The organism is Pseudomonas sp. NPDC087346 (assembly GCF_044744235.1).
GTDB lineage: Bacteria > Pseudomonadota > Gammaproteobacteria > Pseudomonadales > Pseudomonadaceae > Aquipseudomonas.
This window is the reverse complement of sequence record NZ_JBIUXX010000008.1, coordinates 42,766-61,566: the sequence shown is the minus strand read 5'-3', so window position 1 is coordinate 61,566 and position 18,801 is coordinate 42,766. Positions and strand designations below refer to the sequence as shown.

Annotated in this window: 14 protein-coding genes; 13 read left to right on the top strand and 1 reads right to left on the bottom strand. The window is 60.0% G+C overall.

The window, feature by feature from the left end:
• Positions 1-4: 4 nt before the first annotated feature.
• The 12 genes from ACIOZM_RS07070 (at position 5) to ACIOZM_RS07015 (ending at position 15,310) form a co-directional block, all read left to right on the top strand.
• On the top strand, positions 5-1,408 hold the full coding sequence (locus ACIOZM_RS07070) for a DUF1254 domain-containing protein (protein ID WP_401211183.1): 1,404 nt from the start codon (positions 5-7) through the stop codon (positions 1,406-1,408).
• A gap of 12 nt (positions 1,409-1,420) precedes the next feature.
• Complete coding sequence (locus tag ACIOZM_RS07065; RefSeq protein ID WP_401211180.1) at positions 1,421-2,371, top strand: transporter; 951 nt, start codon at positions 1,421-1,423, stop codon at positions 2,369-2,371.
• Positions 2,372-2,383: 12 nt separating this feature from the next.
• A complete protein-coding gene (locus ACIOZM_RS07060) occupies positions 2,384-3,427 on the top strand; it encodes a hypothetical protein (protein ID WP_401211177.1) in 1,044 nt (347 codons plus the stop codon).
• Between the two features lie 16 nt (positions 3,428-3,443).
• Positions 3,444-4,424, top strand: a complete 981-nt coding sequence (locus tag ACIOZM_RS07055) for an AAA family ATPase (protein ID WP_401211175.1) — start codon at positions 3,444-3,446, stop codon at positions 4,422-4,424.
• Positions 4,421-5,356 carry a DUF58 domain-containing protein gene (locus ACIOZM_RS07050; RefSeq protein ID WP_401211172.1) on the top strand — a complete coding sequence of 312 codons (936 nt, stop codon included), beginning with the start codon at positions 4,421-4,423 and terminating at the stop codon, positions 5,354-5,356. Before ACIOZM_RS07055 ends, ACIOZM_RS07050 begins: the two co-directional genes overlap by 4 nt.
• The gene (locus ACIOZM_RS07045) at positions 5,353-5,955 is read left to right on the top strand and encodes a DUF4381 domain-containing protein (protein ID WP_401211169.1); all 603 of its coding nucleotides are present in this window, start codon (positions 5,353-5,355) and stop codon (positions 5,953-5,955) included. The genes ACIOZM_RS07050 and ACIOZM_RS07045 overlap by 4 nt, the downstream gene beginning before the upstream one ends.
• Positions 5,942-6,934 (top strand): vWA domain-containing protein, encoded by a 993-nt coding sequence (locus tag ACIOZM_RS07040; RefSeq protein WP_401211167.1) that lies wholly within the window; start codon positions 5,942-5,944, stop codon positions 6,932-6,934. The genes ACIOZM_RS07045 and ACIOZM_RS07040 overlap by 14 nt, the downstream gene beginning before the upstream one ends.
• 1 nt (position 6,935) lies before the next feature.
• Positions 6,936-8,516: a VWA domain-containing protein gene (locus tag ACIOZM_RS07035; protein WP_401211165.1), complete on the top strand. Its 1,581-nt coding sequence runs from the start codon at positions 6,936-6,938 to the stop codon at positions 8,514-8,516.
• Positions 8,513-9,931 (top strand): hypothetical protein, encoded by a 1,419-nt coding sequence (locus tag ACIOZM_RS07030; RefSeq protein WP_401211162.1) that lies wholly within the window; start codon positions 8,513-8,515, stop codon positions 9,929-9,931. Before ACIOZM_RS07035 ends, ACIOZM_RS07030 begins: the two co-directional genes overlap by 4 nt.
• Positions 9,928-10,950, top strand: coding sequence for an HAD family hydrolase (locus ACIOZM_RS07025; RefSeq protein WP_401211159.1), 1,023 nt, complete (start codon positions 9,928-9,930; stop codon positions 10,948-10,950). Before ACIOZM_RS07030 ends, ACIOZM_RS07025 begins: the two co-directional genes overlap by 4 nt.
• A gap of 75 nt (positions 10,951-11,025) precedes the next feature.
• A complete protein-coding gene (locus ACIOZM_RS07020) occupies positions 11,026-12,615 on the top strand; it encodes an arylsulfatase (protein ID WP_401211157.1) in 1,590 nt (529 codons plus the stop codon).
• Positions 12,616-12,805: 190 nt separating this feature from the next.
• Positions 12,806-15,310, top strand: a complete 2,505-nt coding sequence (locus ACIOZM_RS07015; RefSeq protein WP_401211155.1) for a fused MFS/spermidine synthase — start codon at positions 12,806-12,808, stop codon at positions 15,308-15,310.
• A 116-nt stretch (positions 15,311-15,426) separates the two neighbouring features.
• On the opposite strand, the gene ACIOZM_RS07010 is transcribed toward ACIOZM_RS07015, so the two are convergent.
• Positions 15,427-16,098, bottom strand: a complete 672-nt coding sequence (locus tag ACIOZM_RS07010) for a DUF3313 domain-containing protein (RefSeq protein WP_401211152.1) — start codon at positions 16,096-16,098, stop codon at positions 15,427-15,429.
• A 216-nt stretch (positions 16,099-16,314) separates the two neighbouring features.
• Here ACIOZM_RS07010 and ACIOZM_RS07005 point away from each other — a divergent pair, with 216 nt between their 5' ends.
• Positions 16,315-18,681, top strand: a complete 2,367-nt coding sequence (locus tag ACIOZM_RS07005; protein WP_401211150.1) for a multiheme c-type cytochrome — start codon at positions 16,315-16,317, stop codon at positions 18,679-18,681.
• Positions 18,682-18,801: the final 120 nt, after the last annotated feature.

Below are 18,801 nucleotides of genomic sequence, written 5' to 3'. Positions count from 1 at the left end.
CCTCATGAATACACGCAATTTGTTGCTGACCAGCCTGACGCTTGCCCTGAGCACCAGTGCCTGGGCAGATTTCAGCGCCAGCCCCGAAGAGGCCCGCGGTATCGCCAAGGAAGCCTATCTGTACGGTTTTCCGGTGGTCGAGATGTACAAGACCCTCTACACCCAGGCCGTCGACAGCAAGAGCCCGAACTACAAGGCGCCGTTCAACCAGATCGGCAACACCGCCAAGGCTTTCACTGCCAAGGACACCGCGTTCGTTACGCCAAACGCCGACACACCCTACTCGTTCATCTGGATGGACCTGCGTAGCGAACCGCTGGTGCTGACCCTGCCGCCAATCGAGGAACACCGTTACTACTCGGTGCAATTGATCGACGCCTATACGCAAAACTTTGCTTATCTGGGTACCCGCAGCACCGGCAACAACGGCGGTCACTTCATGATTGCCGGGCCAGACTGGCAGGGGCAGCAACCGGTTGAAATCGACCGCCTGCTGCGCAGTGAAAGCAACATCGCTTACGCGCTATACCGCACGCAACTGTTCGACGAGAAAGACCTGGGCAAGGTCAAGCAGATCCAGAAAGGCTACAAAGTCGAAACGCTGAGCCACTACGTCAAGCAGAAAGCCCCGGCACCGGCGCCGAAAGTCAGCTGGCCGAAACCGACGCCAACCATGAGCGAAACACCAGACCTGTTCCGCTACCTGAACTTCATGATGGCTTTCACTCCGCCGCAGGATGTAGAGAAAGACTTGCTGGCTCGCTTTGCAAAAATCGGCATCGGCGCCGGTCAGCCGTTCGATCTGAAAAAGCTCAGCACCGAACAGCGCAAGGCCCTCGAAGACGGTATCAGCGATGCCAAGGCCGAATTTGCCGCGTTCAAGAAGGACAAGGTCGATAGCCACGAAGTCAGCAGTGGCGACCTGTTCGGCACCCGCGACCGCCTCAAGGGCAATTACCTGTACCGCTACGCCGGCGCCAACATGGGGATTTTCGGCAACTCCGCCGAAGAGGCGAACTACATCGGTTATTTCGTCGACAAGGATGGCCAGCCAGTCGATGCCTCGAAACACGATTACACCCTGCACTTCGACAAGGGCGCCCTGCCCCCGGCCGACGCGTTCTGGTCACTGACTATGTACGACGGCAAAAACAAGTTGCTGGTGGCCAACCCGCTCAACCGCTACTTGATCAACTCACGGATGCTGCCGGATCTGAAGCTCGATGCCGACGGCGGCCTGACCTTGTACGTGCAACAAAAAAATCCCGGCAAGGATAAGCAAGCCAACTGGCTACCTGCGCCAAACGGGCCGTTCTACGGGGTGCTGCGTCTATATCTGCCAAAACCGGAAGTGGCCAGCGGCGAGTGGAAAATGCCGTTGCTGACCCCGGTCAACTCAAAACAATAAGCGGAGTTTGTGATGGTCAAGCCTTACGTTGTGCGCCCTCTGCTGGCGCTGTGCATGATCGGCAGTCCGCTGTTGTATGCGGCCGAGGGCGGCGTTGGCCGACCGATTACCGGCCAGCAGGTGTATTCGAATGCCGGGATCATTCCGCCGGAACCGGGCTGGGTGGTTTCGGTGACCAGCATCTGGTACGACGGCTCGCTGAAAGGCAGTCGCGGCGCGCCGATTTCCGGTGAAGTCAGCGCCGGGATCGACATGAAAGTCTCTTACACCATGACCAACCTGACGCACATCTGGGACACCGGCAAAGGTCCTTGGAACTACGCGTCCGCCATCGGCATTCCGTTGCAGTACACCGACATCGATGCTGCGGTGACCGGACCGCGTGGACGCACCCTCGGCACCAGTGACTCAGGCACCCAGTTTGCCGACGCCCTGATCACGCCGATTGCCGCCGGTTACCACTTCGACGAGTTGAACCATATCGCGTTCTCCCTACCGATCTACGTGCCTACCGGTGCTTACAATGAGAATCGTCTGGCCAACCCCGGGCAGAACAACTACACGTTCATGCCGACCGTGGCCTTCACCCATCTGGATGGCAAGGGTGGCGAATTCACCCTGTCCAGCGGTCTTGAGTTCTACACCGAGAACACCGCCACCGATTATCGCAACGGCAATATCTTTACCCTCGACGCCCTGTGGACCCACGGTTTTGGCAATGGTTGGAGCGCCGGTCTGGCAGCCGGTTACATCCAGCAAATCACCGACGATAAAGGCGATACCGCTGATGCACTGAATGGCTTTCGCGGCCGTTCAGTAGGCGCCGGACCGGTGATTGGCTGGGCCGGCAAGTTTGCTGATTCCCAGGCCAATATTAGTGCGCGCTGGGTGCCGGAGTTCGACACCAAGAATCGCCCTGAAGGCAGCGGCATCAGCGTCAACATGACCCTGGCATTTTTCTAATAGGAGCCAGGGATGGCCATCGCACATCGCTTGACCCTATGCAGTGCGCTTTTCAGCGGTCTGGCTTGTGCTGCCGGCGATTTGCCGACGCTGGGCAGCACGCCCACGTCCAACGTCATCAAGGGTGACCCGGAAACCTGCCAGCGCCTGCAACAGGATTTCGACATCGACCTGAAAAAAGTCGTCGCCGCCGGTTGCGATCCCTCCACCGAACAGATCGCCAAGCTGATGGATAACCCGGTCGGCAATCTGGTGCTGCTGTTCAATCAATACGACTACACCGCGCTCAAGGGCCCGAACAGCAACGGCACGCGGATGCTCGGCAAATACAGTTTCATGCCGACCTTTCCGATTTCCATCGGTGAAGACTGGAACCTGATCAACCGTCTGCCGATCAGCTACGTCAGTGCGCCGGTCAATCACAAGGCCGGCAACCTGATCGGCATGGGTCCCAACGAGTTGCTGCATGATCGCGGCGATTTTGCCTCGGTGGTTCAGGACCCGTTCGACCGTACCAGCGGTTTTGGCGACCTGGCCTATGTCGGCGTGTTCTCACCCAAGGAGCCGATCCGTTTTGATGGCGGCGGCAAAATGGTCTGGGGCTTCGGCCCGACCGCGATGTTCCCCACCGCCGAAGAAGACGTGCTCGGCACTGGCAAATATTCGCTGGGCCCGGCGTTCGTCGCCGCTTACCTCGGCCCTGACTGGACGCTTGGCGTGTTCCCGCAGCACTGGTGGTCAGTCGGCGGTGACAGCAAACGCAAAGACGTCAGCCTGACCAACGTGCAGTACTTCATCCAGCGCGCCATTCCCGGGCCGGAGCAATGGCGGATCGGCATGACCCCGAACGTCACCGTCAACTGGAAAGCCGAGGGCGGTAACAAGGTCACCTTCCCTATCGGCCTCGGCGCCGGGCGGATCTTCAACTTTGGCAAGTTGCCGGTGCGCATTTCCGGAGAGATCCAGTATTCGGCCATTCACCCGGAAGACTTGATCAGCAGCCGCTGGAATTTCCGCCTGTCGTTCATTCCGGTCATCCCGACTTTCATGTTTTGAGAAGGAAGCACAAGCCATGACAGCACTCAGCGACCTCAACGCCCTGCAAGCCAGCATCGCCGAAGCGGTACTCGGTCAGGATCAGGTGATCCGACAGATCCTGCTCGGCCTGCTGGCCAACGGGCACCTGTTGCTGGAAAGCTTGCCGGGGCTGGCCAAGACCCGCACCGTCAAGGCGCTGGCCAAACACCTCGATGCGAAGATGAGCCGGATTCAGTTCACCCCGGATCTGCTGCCGTCGGACATCACCGGCGCTGAAGTGCTGCATCAGGTCGCGGGGCAAAACGAAATCCGCTTCCAGCAGGGGCCGCTGTTCGGCAACCTGATCCTCGCCGACGAGATCAACCGCGCCCCGGCCAAGGTGCAGGCGGCACTGCTCGAAGCCATGGAAGAACGGCAGATCACCGTGGCCGGCGTCAGCCATGCCTTGCCTGAATTGTTCATCGTAGTTGCCACGCAAAACCCGATTGAACAGGAAGGCACCTATCCGCTGCCCGAAGCGCAGATGGACCGGTTCCTGATGAAGGTCCTGCTCGATTACCCCAGCGCCGACAATGAAAGCCAGGTGCTGCGCATGTTGCGCACCGAAGAGTTTGCCCAGAGTGCGAGCACCGCACCGACCAAGGGTTTCAGCCTTTCGCAGGAAGTGATTTTCGCCGCCCGCAAGGAAGTCAGCGCGGTGCATGTCTCGCCAGCCATCGACCGCTATCTGATCGACTTGATCAACGCCACCCGCCATCCGGCGGATTACGACGAAGACCTCGGACGCTGGATCGACATCGGCGCCAGTCCGCGTGGCGGCATCGGTCTGGATCGTTGCGCCCGCGCCGATGCGTGGTTGCAGGGTCAGGATTTTGTTTCGCCGGACAACGTGCGCGCGGTGGTGCATCCAGTGCTGCGTCATCGCCTGCATCTGAGCTACGACGCGGTGGCTGATGGCGTCACCGCTGATCAAGTGCTCGACCGCTTGCTCGATAAAGTGGCGATTCCCGCATGAACAGTGACGGTCTGGTCTACGTATCTCTCGCGCAATTGATGGCGCTGGAGTTCAAGGCCCGTGACCTGAGTTTTATGGCTCGCCAACCGCGCGGCAGCATCCTTGCCGGCAACCATGCCTCGCGTTTGCGGGGTCGCGGGTTGAACTTTGATGAACTGCGCCGCTATCAACCGGGTGACGATCTGCGCCACCTCGACTGGCGCGCCTCATTGCGTACCGGCAAACCGGTGGTGCGCACCTTCACCGAAGAGCGTGACCGGCCAGCGCTGATCGTGGTTGATCAGCGGATGTCGATGTTCTTCGGCTCGCAACGCAGCTTCAAGTCCGCCGTTGCCGCCGAACTGGCGGCGCTGACTGCCTGGATGGTATTCAACGCTGGCGACCGGGTCGGAGGTCTGGTGTTCAACGACCAACGGATCGATTGCATCGCACCTTTGCGCAGTCGCAAGCGGGTTGAAGCGTTATTCAGCCGGATCGTTGAGCAGAATCAGGCGCTGAACGCCGCCAATCCCGACGCCGAAGATGAGGATCAACTGGACAAGGCGCTGCAACGCTGCGTCGCACTGGCCGGACATGACCATTTGATCTGCATCGTCAGTGACTTTGCCGGGGCCGGCGAACGCACCTTGCAATTGATGCGGCAACTGGCGGCGCACAACGATGTGATCGCCCTGCAAGTCTATGACCCGCTGGCGCTGAAGTTGCCGAGCAATGGCCGGCTGTTGGTGACTCAGGGTCAATTACAGGTCGAACTGGCCGTTGAGAAACGCAGCGTGCATCAGCCGCTGGGTGACTATTTAGGCGGTCGGCTCAAGGACGTCGCGACTTTGCTGCGGCGTAGCCAGGTGCCGCTGATGATGTTCAGCACTGCCGACGAGGCGCACGCACAATTGCGTGCCGAACTTGGCAAATCCGCCGGCGCACGGCGATGAATCCGAATATTCCGAGCATCGATCAACTTCAGGAGTTGGGCCTGCCTGCGCCGGTCAGTTATGCACCGCAGACCTGGGGTTGGTGGGCGTTGCTCGCGATATTGATCGTTATAGCGCTGGTGGTGGGTGTACGACGTTATCTGCAATGGCAACGTGATCAATATCGGCGCGAGGCGCTGGTCCGCCTGGCGCAACTGCGCAGCCGCAGTGATGACCTGAATGCGCTGCGCGAATTGCCGGAGCTACTGAAACGCGTAGCCCTTTCAATGCCCGTAAACAAAACTCACAGATGGGACACAAAACCTGTGGGAGCGGGCTTGCCCGCGATGAGGCCATCACATCCAACACCTGAGCTGTCTGACAGGACGCCATCGCTGGCAAGCCAGCTCCCACAGGGTCCGGCTGCGTTGGGTGGAGAGGATTGGCAGATCTTCCTGCAGCAGCACAGCAAAAAGCCGCTCCCCAACGATTTCAGCCAGCAACTGGGCCAACTCGCCTACGCCCCCGACGAAACCCTGCGCGCCCTGCCCGCTCAGCAACGCCAGACGTTGTTCGACACCTGCCAACACTGGGTGGAGCATCATCATGTGGCAGCTTGATTACCCATGGCTGTTACTCCTGCTGCCGCTGCCATGGTTGGCTTACCGCTATCTGCCCGTATATCAGGAAGCTCGCAGTGCCGTGCGTGTACCGTTTTTCAGCGCCATGAGCCGTGCTGTCGGTCAAGAACCCACGCGTGCCGGCAATCGTCACAACAACTGGCAACTGCTGCTGAACTTGCTGGTCTGGGTGCTGATCCTGCTCGCCGTTGCGCGCCCGGTGTTTGTCGAAAAACCAATCGAACGCCAACAACCGGTGCGCGACCTGATGCTCGCCATCGATATATCGCAATCGATGGAAACCGAAGACTTCGCTAACGCCAGTGGCCAGAAAATCAATCGTCTGGCGGCGGTAAAAGAAGTGGTCCAGGGGTTCATCGACAAGCGCAAGGACGACCGACTCGGCCTGATCGTGTTCGGCAGCGGCGCCTATCCGCAGGCACCGCTAACCCTCGACCATGCCAGCCTGTCGCTGTTGCTCGACGATACCGGCATCGGCATGGCCGGGCCCAACACCGCCATCGGCGATGCCATCGGCCTCAGCCTGAAACTGCTGGACAAGGCGCATGAACAGGAAAAAGTGCTGATCCTGCTCACCGACGGCAACGACACCAGCAGCGCGATCACCCCGGATCACGCCGCCGCGATGGCCGCCGCCAAAGGCGTGGTAGTTCACACCATCGGCATCGGCGACCCGACGGCCTCCGGTGAAGCCAAGGTCAACTTGCCGGGGCTTGAACAGATTGCCAAAACCACTGGCGGCCAGTTCTTCCGCGCCGAAGACCGCAACGCGCTGGATCAGGTCTACAGCACTCTCGACCGTCTCACGCCACATCAAGTGAAAACCCTCAGCCACCAGCCGCAGCGCGAGTTGTTCTACTGGCCATTGGGCGCGGCGCTGGTGTTGTTGGCGCTGTATCACCTCGGCGCGATGTTGCGGCCACGTTTGGCAATTGCTCGCCAGCGGCAGGAGGCCTGAGATGGAAATAAACCTCAGCGACTTCCACTTCCTGCGCCCGCTGTGGCTGCTGCTGGCGGTGTTCGGCGCCTTGTTACCGCTGATCTGGCGCCGGGGTCGTGACCTGCAACGCCGTCTGCGCGGCAACATTGCCGAGCATCTGCTGCCGCATCTGTTGGTCACTCCGCAGGATCATCAGCGTCTGCGTCCGGTACATCTACTTTGCGCAGCGCTGATTCTCGGCGCCATCGCGGCGGCCGGTCCGACCTGGGAGCAGGATCGCCCGGACTTCCTGGAAAACCGCGCGCCGCTGATCGTGGCCATCGATCTTTCGCCGTCGATGGATGCCGATGACGTCCAGCCAACCCGACTGGAAGCGGCCAAACACAAATTGCACGACCTGATTCAGCGGCGTGCCGGCGCGCGCACCGCACTGATCGCCTACGCCGGCACTGCGCATCTGGTGTTGCCACCGACCGATGATCCGGCGCTCCTCGACACGTTCATTCAGGCATTGGGCACCGGCCTGATCGACAAACCGGGCAAGAACGTCAGTGCGGTGATCGATCAGGCCAAACGCCTGCTCAGTGCCGAGCAAGTCCCGGGCAGCCTGCTGCTGATCACCGACGGTGCCGATATCGATCAACTCGCCGGCCTCGACAAGCAACTCGATGGCAGCCAGTTGCAAGTGCTGGTGCTGGCGGTCGGCAGCGAGGACGGCGGGATCATTCACGATGTCGGCGGCCAACCGCGCACCGACTCCAACGGCCGTCCGGTGCTCGGCAGTTTTGATCAGGCCGCGCTCAAGCAATTGGCCTCCGCCGTCGATGCGCCACTGGGCAGCCTGACCCTGAATAACGACGATCTGGACTGGGTCGAACTGCACGCGCAGCAACACTTCCAGAGCGCCAGCGCCGAACAGCGCGAACTGCATTGGAAAGATGCCGGTTACTGGCTGTGCTGGCCGCTGCTGTTGTTGGCGCTGGTCAGCGTGCGCAAGGGCTGGAGCGTCAACTGGATGGCCGGCCTGTTGCTGGCGGTGGGCCTCGGCGGGATGCCCGCACCGGCGCACGCAAACAGTCTGACCGACGCTTTCTTCACCCGTGATCAGCAAGGCCGCTGGGCCTTCGAGCATGAGCACTACCCGCAAGCGGCGGCACTGTTTGTCGATCCGTACTGGAAAGGCGTTGCCGCCTATCACGCCGCCGATTACGACCTGGCGCTGGCCACGTTCGCGCGGCTGGACACACCGCAGGCGTATTTCTATCTGGGCAACATTTACGTGCGCCGCTTCAAGTTCGATCAAGCAATTGCGGCCTATACCCAGGCGTTGAAACTGCAACCACAGTTCCCCGAAGCTACGGCCAATCTGGCGCTGGCGCTGGCCTTACAAAAAGACACCGACAGCGCCGAAAAGAATGCGCCCAAGGTCAAGCCTGACGAAATCAAGATGGACAAGGCACCGGGCAAGGGCCAGAGCAAACCGGTGCAGACCGAACAAGCGGCGTCGGATGAGCTGTGGCTGCAAAACCTCACGACCTCACCGGCGAAATTCCTCAAGCAGAAGTTCAGCTTGCAGGATCAGGCGGGGGGCAAGCCATGAACCGAGTTACGGCCATCGCTAGCAGGCTAGCTCCCACAGGGAATTCGCAAACGCCACAAGTACCTTGTGGGAGCCAGCCTGCTGGCGATGGCGCCTATTTACTCAGCACAAAACTCGGCACCCTGCTGCTCAGTTGCCTGTTCACCATCCAGGCCTTTGCCGCCGAACCTCAACTGAAGATCCAGGCCCACCTGCAACCCGCCAGCGGTGCCATGGTCGGCGGCCTTGTCGAACTGCAAATCGATGTCCTCACCGACACATGGTTCACCAGTGCCCCCACCCTGCCCGATCTGAAACTCGACGGCGCATTGGTCACCCCGCCTGACGGCCAGGCCCAACACCTGAACCAGACGCTCGACGGCCAAGACTTCAACGGCATGCGCTACAGCTACCTGATCACCCCGAACGTCGCCCAGGGTTTCAACATTCCGCCGTTGACGGTAAAAGCCACGCCCGCGCAAGCCACTGGCGAACTCAGTGCGCAGAGCCCACCGTTGCAATTCAGCGCCACCCGGCCGGCCGGCTTCAAACCAGGCGAGACGCCGTTGGTGGCTAGTGCAGTGCGTTTCAACCAGACAGTGACCAACTCCTCGACATCCCTGAAAGTTGGCGACAGCATCACCCGTCAACTGACCTTGCAGGTCGATGGCGCCCTAGCCATGGCACTGCCAATCCCGACACTCGGTGATATAGAGGGCCTTAGCCGTTATCCGAAAACCCCGCAGGTCAGCAACCTCGATGACGGTCGCGGCAACCTGCTCGGCGGACAGCGTATCGATGCCGTCAGCTACCGCATCGATAACTCCGGCTCGTACACCCTGCCGGCCATCGACGTGAAATGGTGGGATTCGCGCACTCAGCAAACCCGCACCGCACAAGTGCCGGCCGTGACCTTCACTGCTGCAGCCAACAGCGCCTACAAACCAGTGTTCTCCATCGCCGAAGACCTGAAACAGCTCGGCCAGAACAATCGACTGCGCTTCTCCACGCAATGGCTGGTGTGGTTATTCGTGCTGGGCGCGGCGCTTGTGCTGGGTTACCTCGGCCGCCCGTATTTCCTGCGTGCCCGCCATCAATGGCAAACGCAAAAACAAGCCCGACACAATGCCTGGCTGCAATCCTCCGATTACGCCTGGCAACAAATCCCGCCACAACTGACCAGCCGACCCGCGCAGTTGAGCGCCGTGTACCTGTGGCTCAAACGCAGCGGCTCAGGCCTGAAACTGGCCAGCCTCGGCCCGCGCCTGCAAACACTGTTGCGCGCCTGTTACGGCCGCGAACCGACCGAAGATCAAGCGCTGGACCAACTGCGCCAATCCTTGACTACGCTGCACAGTCAGGCCCAGACGCGTGCCGCAATCAAGACCCCGGCATTGCGCCCGCTCAACCCCGTTCACGAGAAGGATTTCCCATGATCAATCCGATGCTGCATCGCCAACGTTTCGGCCTGGCCCTGTTGTTCGGGCTTGCGCTGCCACTGCTGGCCCAGGCCAACGAGCCGCTGCCGTCCTGGAACGACGGGCCGGCGAAAAAGAGCATCATCGAATTTGTTCAGGCCGTGACCGACCAGACCAGCAAGGACTTCGTCAAACCGGCTGAGCGTATCGCCGTTTTCGACAACGATGGCACCTTGTGGAGCGAGCAACCGGCGTATTTCGAACTGTTGTTCGCCTTCGACGAGATCAAGCGCAACGCGCCGCAACACCCGGAATGGAAAACCACCCAGCCATTCAAAGCGGTGATCGAAAACGATCACAAGGCGCTGGCCGAATCCGGCATGGACGGCATCCTGAAGATATTCGGCGCGACTCACACCGGGATGACCACCGAAGCCTTCGATGATTACGCGAAAACCTGGCTGACTCAGGCCCGGCACCCGAAAACCGGCAAGCCCTACACCGAGATGATCTTCCAGCCGATGCTGGAGATGCTCGATTACCTGCGCAGCCAGCAATTCAAGACCTACATCGTTTCCGGTGGCGACACCGCGTTCATGCGCGCCTTCGCCGAGAAGGTCTACGGTATTCCACCGGAGCAGGTGATCGGCACCACTTTCGTCACCGCGTTTCAGTTCAAGGACGGCAAGGCCTCGATCCTGCGCACACCGAAACTGGCCCACAACGACGATGGTCCGGGCAAACCGGAAAGTATTGATGCGGTGATCGGTCGCCGACCGATCCTCGCGTTCGGCAACTCCGATGGCGATTTGCAGATGCTGCAATGGACCGCTGCCGGCGCCGGCAAACGATTCATGGGGCTGGTGCATCACACCGACGCCAAACGCGAATGGGCGTACGACCGAAAATCTCAGATAGGCAAGCTGGACAAAGCCCTCGACGAAGCGAATTCCCGTGGCTGGACGGTAGTGGACATGGCGACCGAATGGCGCCGGATCTACCCGTTCGATGCCCCGTTACCCGAGCAAGTGCAATAAAAAGAAGCGTGAAGCAGGACTGCAACAAACGTAAGTCGCACCAAGCGACACCCCCGCGCAAAAGGAGCAAGTCAGATGACTCGCATACGCAAGTGGCTACCGAAGCTCGCGCTCGTGGCGACCTCGGTAATGGCACTGTCGGCAACCGCCACAGCTGCCGAAAAACCCAACATTCTGGTGATCTTCGGAGACGACATCGGCCAGACCAACATCAGTGCCTATTCGATGGGTGTGGTCGGCTATAAAACGCCGAACATCGACCGGATTGCCAAGGAAGGCATGATGTTCACCGACTACTATGCGGAGAACAGCTGCACTGCCGGACGCTCCTCGTTCATCACCGGCCAGACGCCGTTGCGCACCGGGCTGTCGAAGGTCGGTATCCCCGGCGCTCCGGTCGGCCTGCAAAAGCGTGACATCACCATCGCCCAGGCCCTCAAAAGCCAGGGCTATGCAACCGGTCAATTCGGCAAGAACCACTTGGGCGACAAGGATGAATACCTGCCGACCAACCACGGTTTCGACGAGTTCTTCGGCAACCTGTATCACCTCAACGCCGAAGAGGAGCCAGAGCGTCCGTACTGGCCAAAAGACGATGCTGAATTCGTCAAGGCCAACACTCCGCGTGGCGTGATCCACAGCTTCGCTGACGGCAAGATCGAAGATACCGGCGCGTTGACCACCAAGCGCATGGAAACCATCGACGACGAAACCACTGCCGCTGCACAGGCGTTCATCGAGAAACAGGCCAAGGCGGACAAACCGTTCTTCGTCTGGATGAACACCACGCGCATGCACGTGTTCACCCACGTACGCGATTCGATGAAGGGCCAGAGCGGCATGCCCGGCAACGAATACGCCGACGGCATGCTTGAGCACGACGGTGACGTCGGCAAACTGCTCAAGACCCTCGATGATCTGAAAATCACCGATAACACCATTGTCGTCTACACCACCGACAACGGCCCGAACCAGTTCTCCTGGCCGGACGCGGCGACCACGCCGTTCCGTAACGAGAAGAACTCCAACTGGGAAGGCGCTTATCGCGTGCCGGCAATCATCCGCTGGCCGGGCAAGATCAAGGCTGGCGAAGTGTCCAACGAGCTGTTCTCGGGCATGGACTGGTTCCCGACCTTGCTGGCAGCGGCAGGTGATGCCGACGTCAAAGGCAAGTTGCTCAAAGGCTGGGCGCCGACTTCCGGCGGCACCAACTTCAAGGTGCATCTGGACGGTTTCAACCAACTGCCATACCTGACCGGCCAACAGCCTAAAGGCGAGCGCAAGGAGTTTTACTACTTCAACGACGACGGCGTGCTGGTGTCGATGCGTTTCGATAACTGGAAAGTGGTGTTCTGCGAACAGCGTGAACCGGGCGGTTTCCGGGTCTGGAGCGAACCGTTCGTCTGCCTGCGCGTACCGAAAATTCTCAACCTGAGAATGGACCCGTACGAACGCGCCGACGTGGTTTCCGATCAGTATTACGATTGGCAAACCAAGAACGTCTACCTCGCCGCTCAAGCGGTACAAAAATCTGCAGCGTTCCTGCAGACCTTCATCGAATATCCGCCAAGCCAGAAACCGGCAAGCTTCAGCATCGACCAGATCCGTGCTGCGGTTGACGCGAAAATCGCTGAAAAAATGAAAGCTGCACCGGCTGCACAGTAAGACCGCTGGACCGCCGCCCGCCTTCATTGGCGGGCGGCTCTATTCAGAATCGAACACCGATCCATGTAGGAGCTGCCGAAGGCTGCGATCTTTTGATCTTGCTTCTAGAGTCAAAGTCAAAAGATCGCAGCCTTCGGCAGCTCCTACAGTGTTCGGTGTTCTGTTGAAATTTTGTATAAGGCCCCTCTGCATGTCCACACGAGTCGCCAGCAAGTCGTCGGCCATACCCGTCCAACAAGCCGCCAGCCCGGCGTTGCTGATCCCTGCCCTGCTGCTGTGTATTTCCGGCGCTGCGGCTTTGGTGTATCAAGTGCTGTGGATCAAGCAACTGTCGCTGGTGGTCGGGGTCGAGGTGTATGCGATCACCACCGGTATCAGCGCGTTTTTCGCGGGTCTGGCGCTGGGTGGCTGGCTGTTCGGACGTTGGGCTGATCGCCTGCAGCAACCGGTGTTGCTCTACGCCGGGATGGAAGTGCTGGTGGCTGTGCTGGGTGTCGGTGCGACGTTTGCCATGAGCCTGGCGGCGAGTCCTTTCGCCTGGTTGCAGGATCACGTCGGCCTGCTCGCCTGGCTGCTGCCGTTTCTTCTGGTTGGCATCCCTGCGGTATTGATGGGCGGCACCCTGCCGGTGCTGGTGCGCTCGCTGGCGGCTGATCCGGGCAAGGCCGGTGGTCAGCTGTATGCCGCGAATACTCTTGGCGCGATTATCGGCACTCTGCTCGCGGCCTTCGTCCTGATCGCCACCCTCGGTGTGCGCGGCAGTGCGTTGGCTGCGGCGATGCTCAACCTGTTGGCCGCCGCCGGGGCGTTGTGGTTGCAGCGTCAGCAGCCGACACCGGTTGCAGTCCCGGTTAAACATCACAGCGAAAAAGCTCCGGATCGCACAGCGCTGTGGTTGTACTCAATTGCCGGTGGCGTGGCCCTCGGCTACGAAGTGGTCTGGTCGCAATCGATCGTGCAGTTCATGAGTACGCGCACCTATGCGTTTGCCGTGGTGCTGGCGACCTACCTGACCGGGCTGTTCATCGGCAGCGCCCTGCTCGCGCGGCGTGTAGACCGGATTCGTGATCCGTGGGGCGTGTTCGGTTTGCTGATCGCCGGTGCCGGTTTGATTGCGCTGCTGGAAGTCGCAGTCCTCGGCCGCTGGCTGGTGATCGCACAAAGTCAGGCCGAAACCTGGTTGCTGGCGATGGGCGCCAGTGAACTCGCCGGCATGAGCGCGCGTTTCGCCGTGGCAGCGTTGAGCATCGTGTTTGTACCGACCTTGTTGCTGGGTGCGGCGTTTCCGTTGGCCTTGCGCCTGAGTGTCGGCCATGAGCGGATCGGCCGCGATGTCGGCGCGGTCGTGGCGTTCAATACGCTGGGCGGGATCATCGGCGTAATGCTCTGCGGTTTCCTGCTGATCCCGCTGCTCGGATTGGTTCGCACGCTCGGTCTGTTGGCGATTATTGCCGCTGGCATCGGCTACTTCGCCGTGCGCAAGGGCCATCACGTCAAGAAAGGCCGACGCCAGGTTGTGGTTGCGCTCGGTTTGTTGTCTGTTGCGCTTGCGGTGCTGACGCCTGCCGACAAGTTCGCCAGCCTGTTGCCCGGTGCGCGCAACGGCACACTGGCGTTCTATGAAGAAGGTCGCGGCGGCACGGTGGCGGTGGTTGCGCAGGGCAAGGGCCAGAACCTCTTTCATCGCCTATACATTCAGGGCGTTTCGAATACCGGCGATGCCATGCCGTCGCTGCGCTACATGCGCATTCAGGCGCTGCTGCCGCTATTGATTCACAACGGCGAGCCGCGTTCGGCGCTGGTGATCGGCTTCGGCACCGGCATCACCGCCGGGGCGTTGCTGCGTTATCCGGGGCTGGAACATCGAGTGGTTGCCGAGTTGCTGCCGTCGGTGGTCAAAGCCGCGCCGTTGTTCAAGGGCAACTTCAACGCGGCCAGCGATCCGGGCGTGGACGTGCGTCTGCGTGACGGCCGTCAGGAGTTGCTGCGCAGTCCGCAAACCTACGACTTGATTACCCTCGAACCCCCACCGCCCTCCGCTGCCGGTGTGGTCAATCTGTACTCGCGAGACTTCTACCAGTTGGCCGCCAGCCGTCTCCAGCAAAACGGTCTGGTCGCACAGTGGCTGCCGCTGCCAACGCAGAACATTGATGACTCGCGTTCGCTGGTGCGCAGCTTTCTTGATGTCTTCCCTTACGCCAACCTCTGGACCAGCGAATTTCACGAGATGCTGTTGGTAGGTTCGATGCAGCCGATTGCACTGGATGCGGCGAAAATCACCGAGCGCTTCCAGCAGGACAGTGTGCGCAGTACTTTACAGGATGTCGGGATCGGCTCGGCGGCGGCGTTGCTGTCTACGTGGGTGACTGACCGCGACGGTCTCGAAACCTTCGCTGCCAATGCGCCCGCCGTGACCGACGACCAGCCGCGAATCGAGTATGCGCCGTGGGTGCGAGCCAAGGAGATCAGCCGCGTGTTGCCAGCGTTGCTGGACCTGTACAAGGCTCCGCCGCTGGTAAATGCCGACGCTGGATTCAATGAGCGGATGGAGGCGAACCGTCAACGCCTGATGCAGTTTTATCGGGCGAGTCTGCATGCCTATGACGGTGATCGTGATGCTTGGGGGCGGGATATTCGCGAGGTGATGCAGGGGGATCGGGCGAACCCGTATTTCCGTTGGTTTGTCGGGCAGTGATGGGGGCTTGATACACCGCCATCGCTAGCAGGCTAGCTCCCACATTGGATTTGTGTACGCCACATTTCACCTGTGGGAGCCAGCCTGCTGGCGATAAGGCCATTAGCCTCAACGCATTACTTGGATTTCAGTTTCAGATACGACTGATGCATATCCGAAGCCCAGCCATCAATCACGGCTTTGACGTCATCGGCCTTCATCACTTGAGTATCGTTTTCCAGTGGTTTGCCAGTGCCTTTGCGCACTACTTGAGCAACCACTTTGTTGGTGCCGCCGTCGAGGAACACCGCTTCAGTGGAAAGATCGGTTTCCTGATCGCGGATACCGCTGGCGGTGCTGACCGCTGCGGCGACCAGTGCAATCGGGATCACTTCGTAAGGTTTGAGGCCTTCGGTCTTGCTGCTGACAGCGGTGATTGCCGCACGCACCACGATCACGCCCGGACCAGGGCCGGTGGCCAGCGGCAGCGATTTACTGATTTCACGCTTGAGCGCCTGATCGTAATAGCCGGTGATGCCGTTGAGGGTCTGCTGGGGGATTTTCACAGTCGGTTGTGGCTTGGGATAGAGCTGGGTCGGTTCGACATAAACGCTGGTGAATTTGCTGACATCGATCTTCGGATCGACCCAACGCATGACCTCGGCACCCGATGGCGATTTGGCTTGCTTGAGTTGACTGTAGTCCTTGAGAAAACCGGAGTACTGGTCAGGCTCCACGACTTTACTGGAACATCCCGCAACGCCAAGCGTGGCAATGCAAAGGGTGCTCATCATTAGTGCAAGCTTCATGCGGTAACTCCTGTCAGAAGACCAAAAACGTTTTGATTGGGAAGGAGTTACAGTTATAGCCAATAAGCCGGGAATTGCGATCAATACATACAAGATTCACACAAGGCTGAGCGGTTGATCACAGCCGCCATTTGACAGACGCCGGCCATCCGGCAAAGCTGCACCGAGCTTGAACGCACGCCTTACGGCAAATGCACATGGACCACGGAAGTCGCAATGCCCAAGCATAAAAATAAAGCAGTACAAACCGACCCTGATTCGTCTAAATCTCCAATTTCACGCTACTTTTTTCCTGTCACTATCGGCCTGCTGCTGGCAGCCGTGGCGGGCATCGGCTGGTTTCTGTTCAGCCCTGCCCCGACAACCGCGCCGGTAAAAACTGCGCCCGTCAGTTCACCTGCCGCGCCGGCTGCGCAACCCGCACTTCCAGTGGTCGCAAGCAAACCTGCGACGATGGTTGATGAACAGCAATGTCAGGGCTGCCACAGCGAGCAGGTCAAAGACTGGCAAGGCTCGCATCACCAGTTGGCAATGCAGGCGGCGAACGCTGAAACCATGCTCGGCGACTTCAATAACATCACTTTCAAAGCAGAAAACGAGACCACGCGTTTCTCGCGCAAGGGCGACGATTTCTGGGTCAACACCCCGGGGATCGACGGCAAGAATGCTGACTTCAAAGTGGCTTACACCTTTGGCATCGCGCCATTGCAGCAATACCTGATCGAGGTCGGCGACGGTCGCTTGCAGGCGCTCGGCGTGGCGTGGGATACCGAGAAGCATCGCTGGTTTCACCTCTATCCCGGCCAGGGTGTGAACTTCAAGAATCCGCTGCACTGGAGCAAGCCAAGCCAGAACGCCAACTTCATGTGCGTCGAGTGCCACACTACCGGTTTCAAGCGCAACTTCGATGCGCAGACCAACAGCTTCGCCAGCCACTGGAACAGCCTCGGCGTCGGTTGCCAGGCCTGCCATGGTCCGGCGTCCAATCACCTGGAATGGACGGCAAAGAAAACCGATTTGATCCATGCCGGTTTCGCCGTCGATCTCAAGGACAAGAACGCCACCGTCGAAATCGAGACTTGCGCCCGTTGCCATGCGCGCCGCGCCCCGCTGGGTGATGGTTATACCGTTGGCAAACGGCTGATGGACGACTACCTGCCGAGCACCCTCACCCGCGAACTGTATGCGCTGGACGGCAAGATCAAAGATGAGGTGTTCGAACACGGCTCGTTCCTGCAAAGCAAGATGTTCGACAAGGGTGTGCGTTGCAGCAACTGCCACAATCCGCACAGTACCGAACTGAAAGCACCGGGCAACGCGGTGTGCCTGCAATGCCACAACACCGCCGGCAAGACCTCGGTCGAAGGCGTCGATGGCAAAGGCCTGCAAGCGAAGAACTACGACTCCATCGAGCACACCCGCCACACCATGGGCCAGCCCGGTTCGCAATGCGTGGATTGCCACATGCCCGGCAAGTTCTACATGGGCAATGACTTCCGCCATGACCACAGCTTCAGCATCCCCAACCCGGAACGTGCGCAGAAACTCGGCACACCGGACGCTTGCCTGACTTGCCATCAGGGCAAGGCTGGCGACAAGGTCATTGCGCAATTCAAGCTGTGGAGTGCTTCGACCGAGCCGCAGGCGCCGCGTTATGACGAGAGTCTGTGGCTGATCCGCAACGGCCAGCCCGGCGCGGCAAACGCGCTGTATGAGCAGTTGCAGCGCAGTAATTTGCCGGCGATTCAGCGCGCGACATTGCTGGCAGAATTGCCGCTGTATCCGAGTGAACAGGCGCTGAAACTGGCGACTCAAGACCTGAAAAATCCTGCACCGCAGGTTCGCGAAAGCGCGGTCCGAGCGATCAGCGCGTTCCTCCCGCCACCAGAGCGAGCGCCGCTGTTGACGCCGCTGCTGGGTGATCCGGTGAAAGCCGTGCGCATCGTTGCCGCCCGCGATCTGCTGAGTGTGGCGCGCAATGGCATGGGCGCAGCGCAAGCCAATTGGGACGCGGCCATCGCCGAGTATGAGGATGTGCAGAAAAGTCTGGCGGAGCGTGCCGAGGCCAATCTGAATCTGGCCATGCTCTATCAGGCAAGTGGTCGCAGTTCCGAGGTTGAGCCTTTGCTGCGTATAGCGCTCAAACGCGATCCGGACTTCTATCCGGCGCTGGTGACGCTGGTGCAATGGCTCGAGGCCAATGGGCGCGGCCAGGAAGCGCAGACGTTGCTGGACGACAACCTCAAAGCACACCCGGATGCGGCACTGTTGCAGCACACCCGAGGTTTATCGCTGATTCGTGCGAGCAAGTCCGCCGAAGCCATGGCGCCGCTGCGCAAAGCCGCGCAACTGGAACCGCAGAATGCGCAATACGGCTATGTGTACGCCGTGGCGCTGCATGAAAGTGGCAAGGTGGCTGAGGCGTGTGAAGAGCTGGAGCGCTTGCTGAAAGTACAACCGGCGAACCGCAATGCACGGTTGTCGCTTATCCAGTACTACCTGGAAAACAATCAGGAGCCCAAGGCGCAGGTGCTGTTGCAGGGCTGGAAGAAGATGAACATGGGTGATCCGGCGCTGAAATAATCCGGGGTAACAATTCAAAGACCCCTTCGCGGGCAAGCCCGCTCCCACAGGTTCATCAGTGACCTTGTGGGAGCGGGCTTGCCCGCGAAGACGTCAGTGACGCCAACGTAATATCTGGAT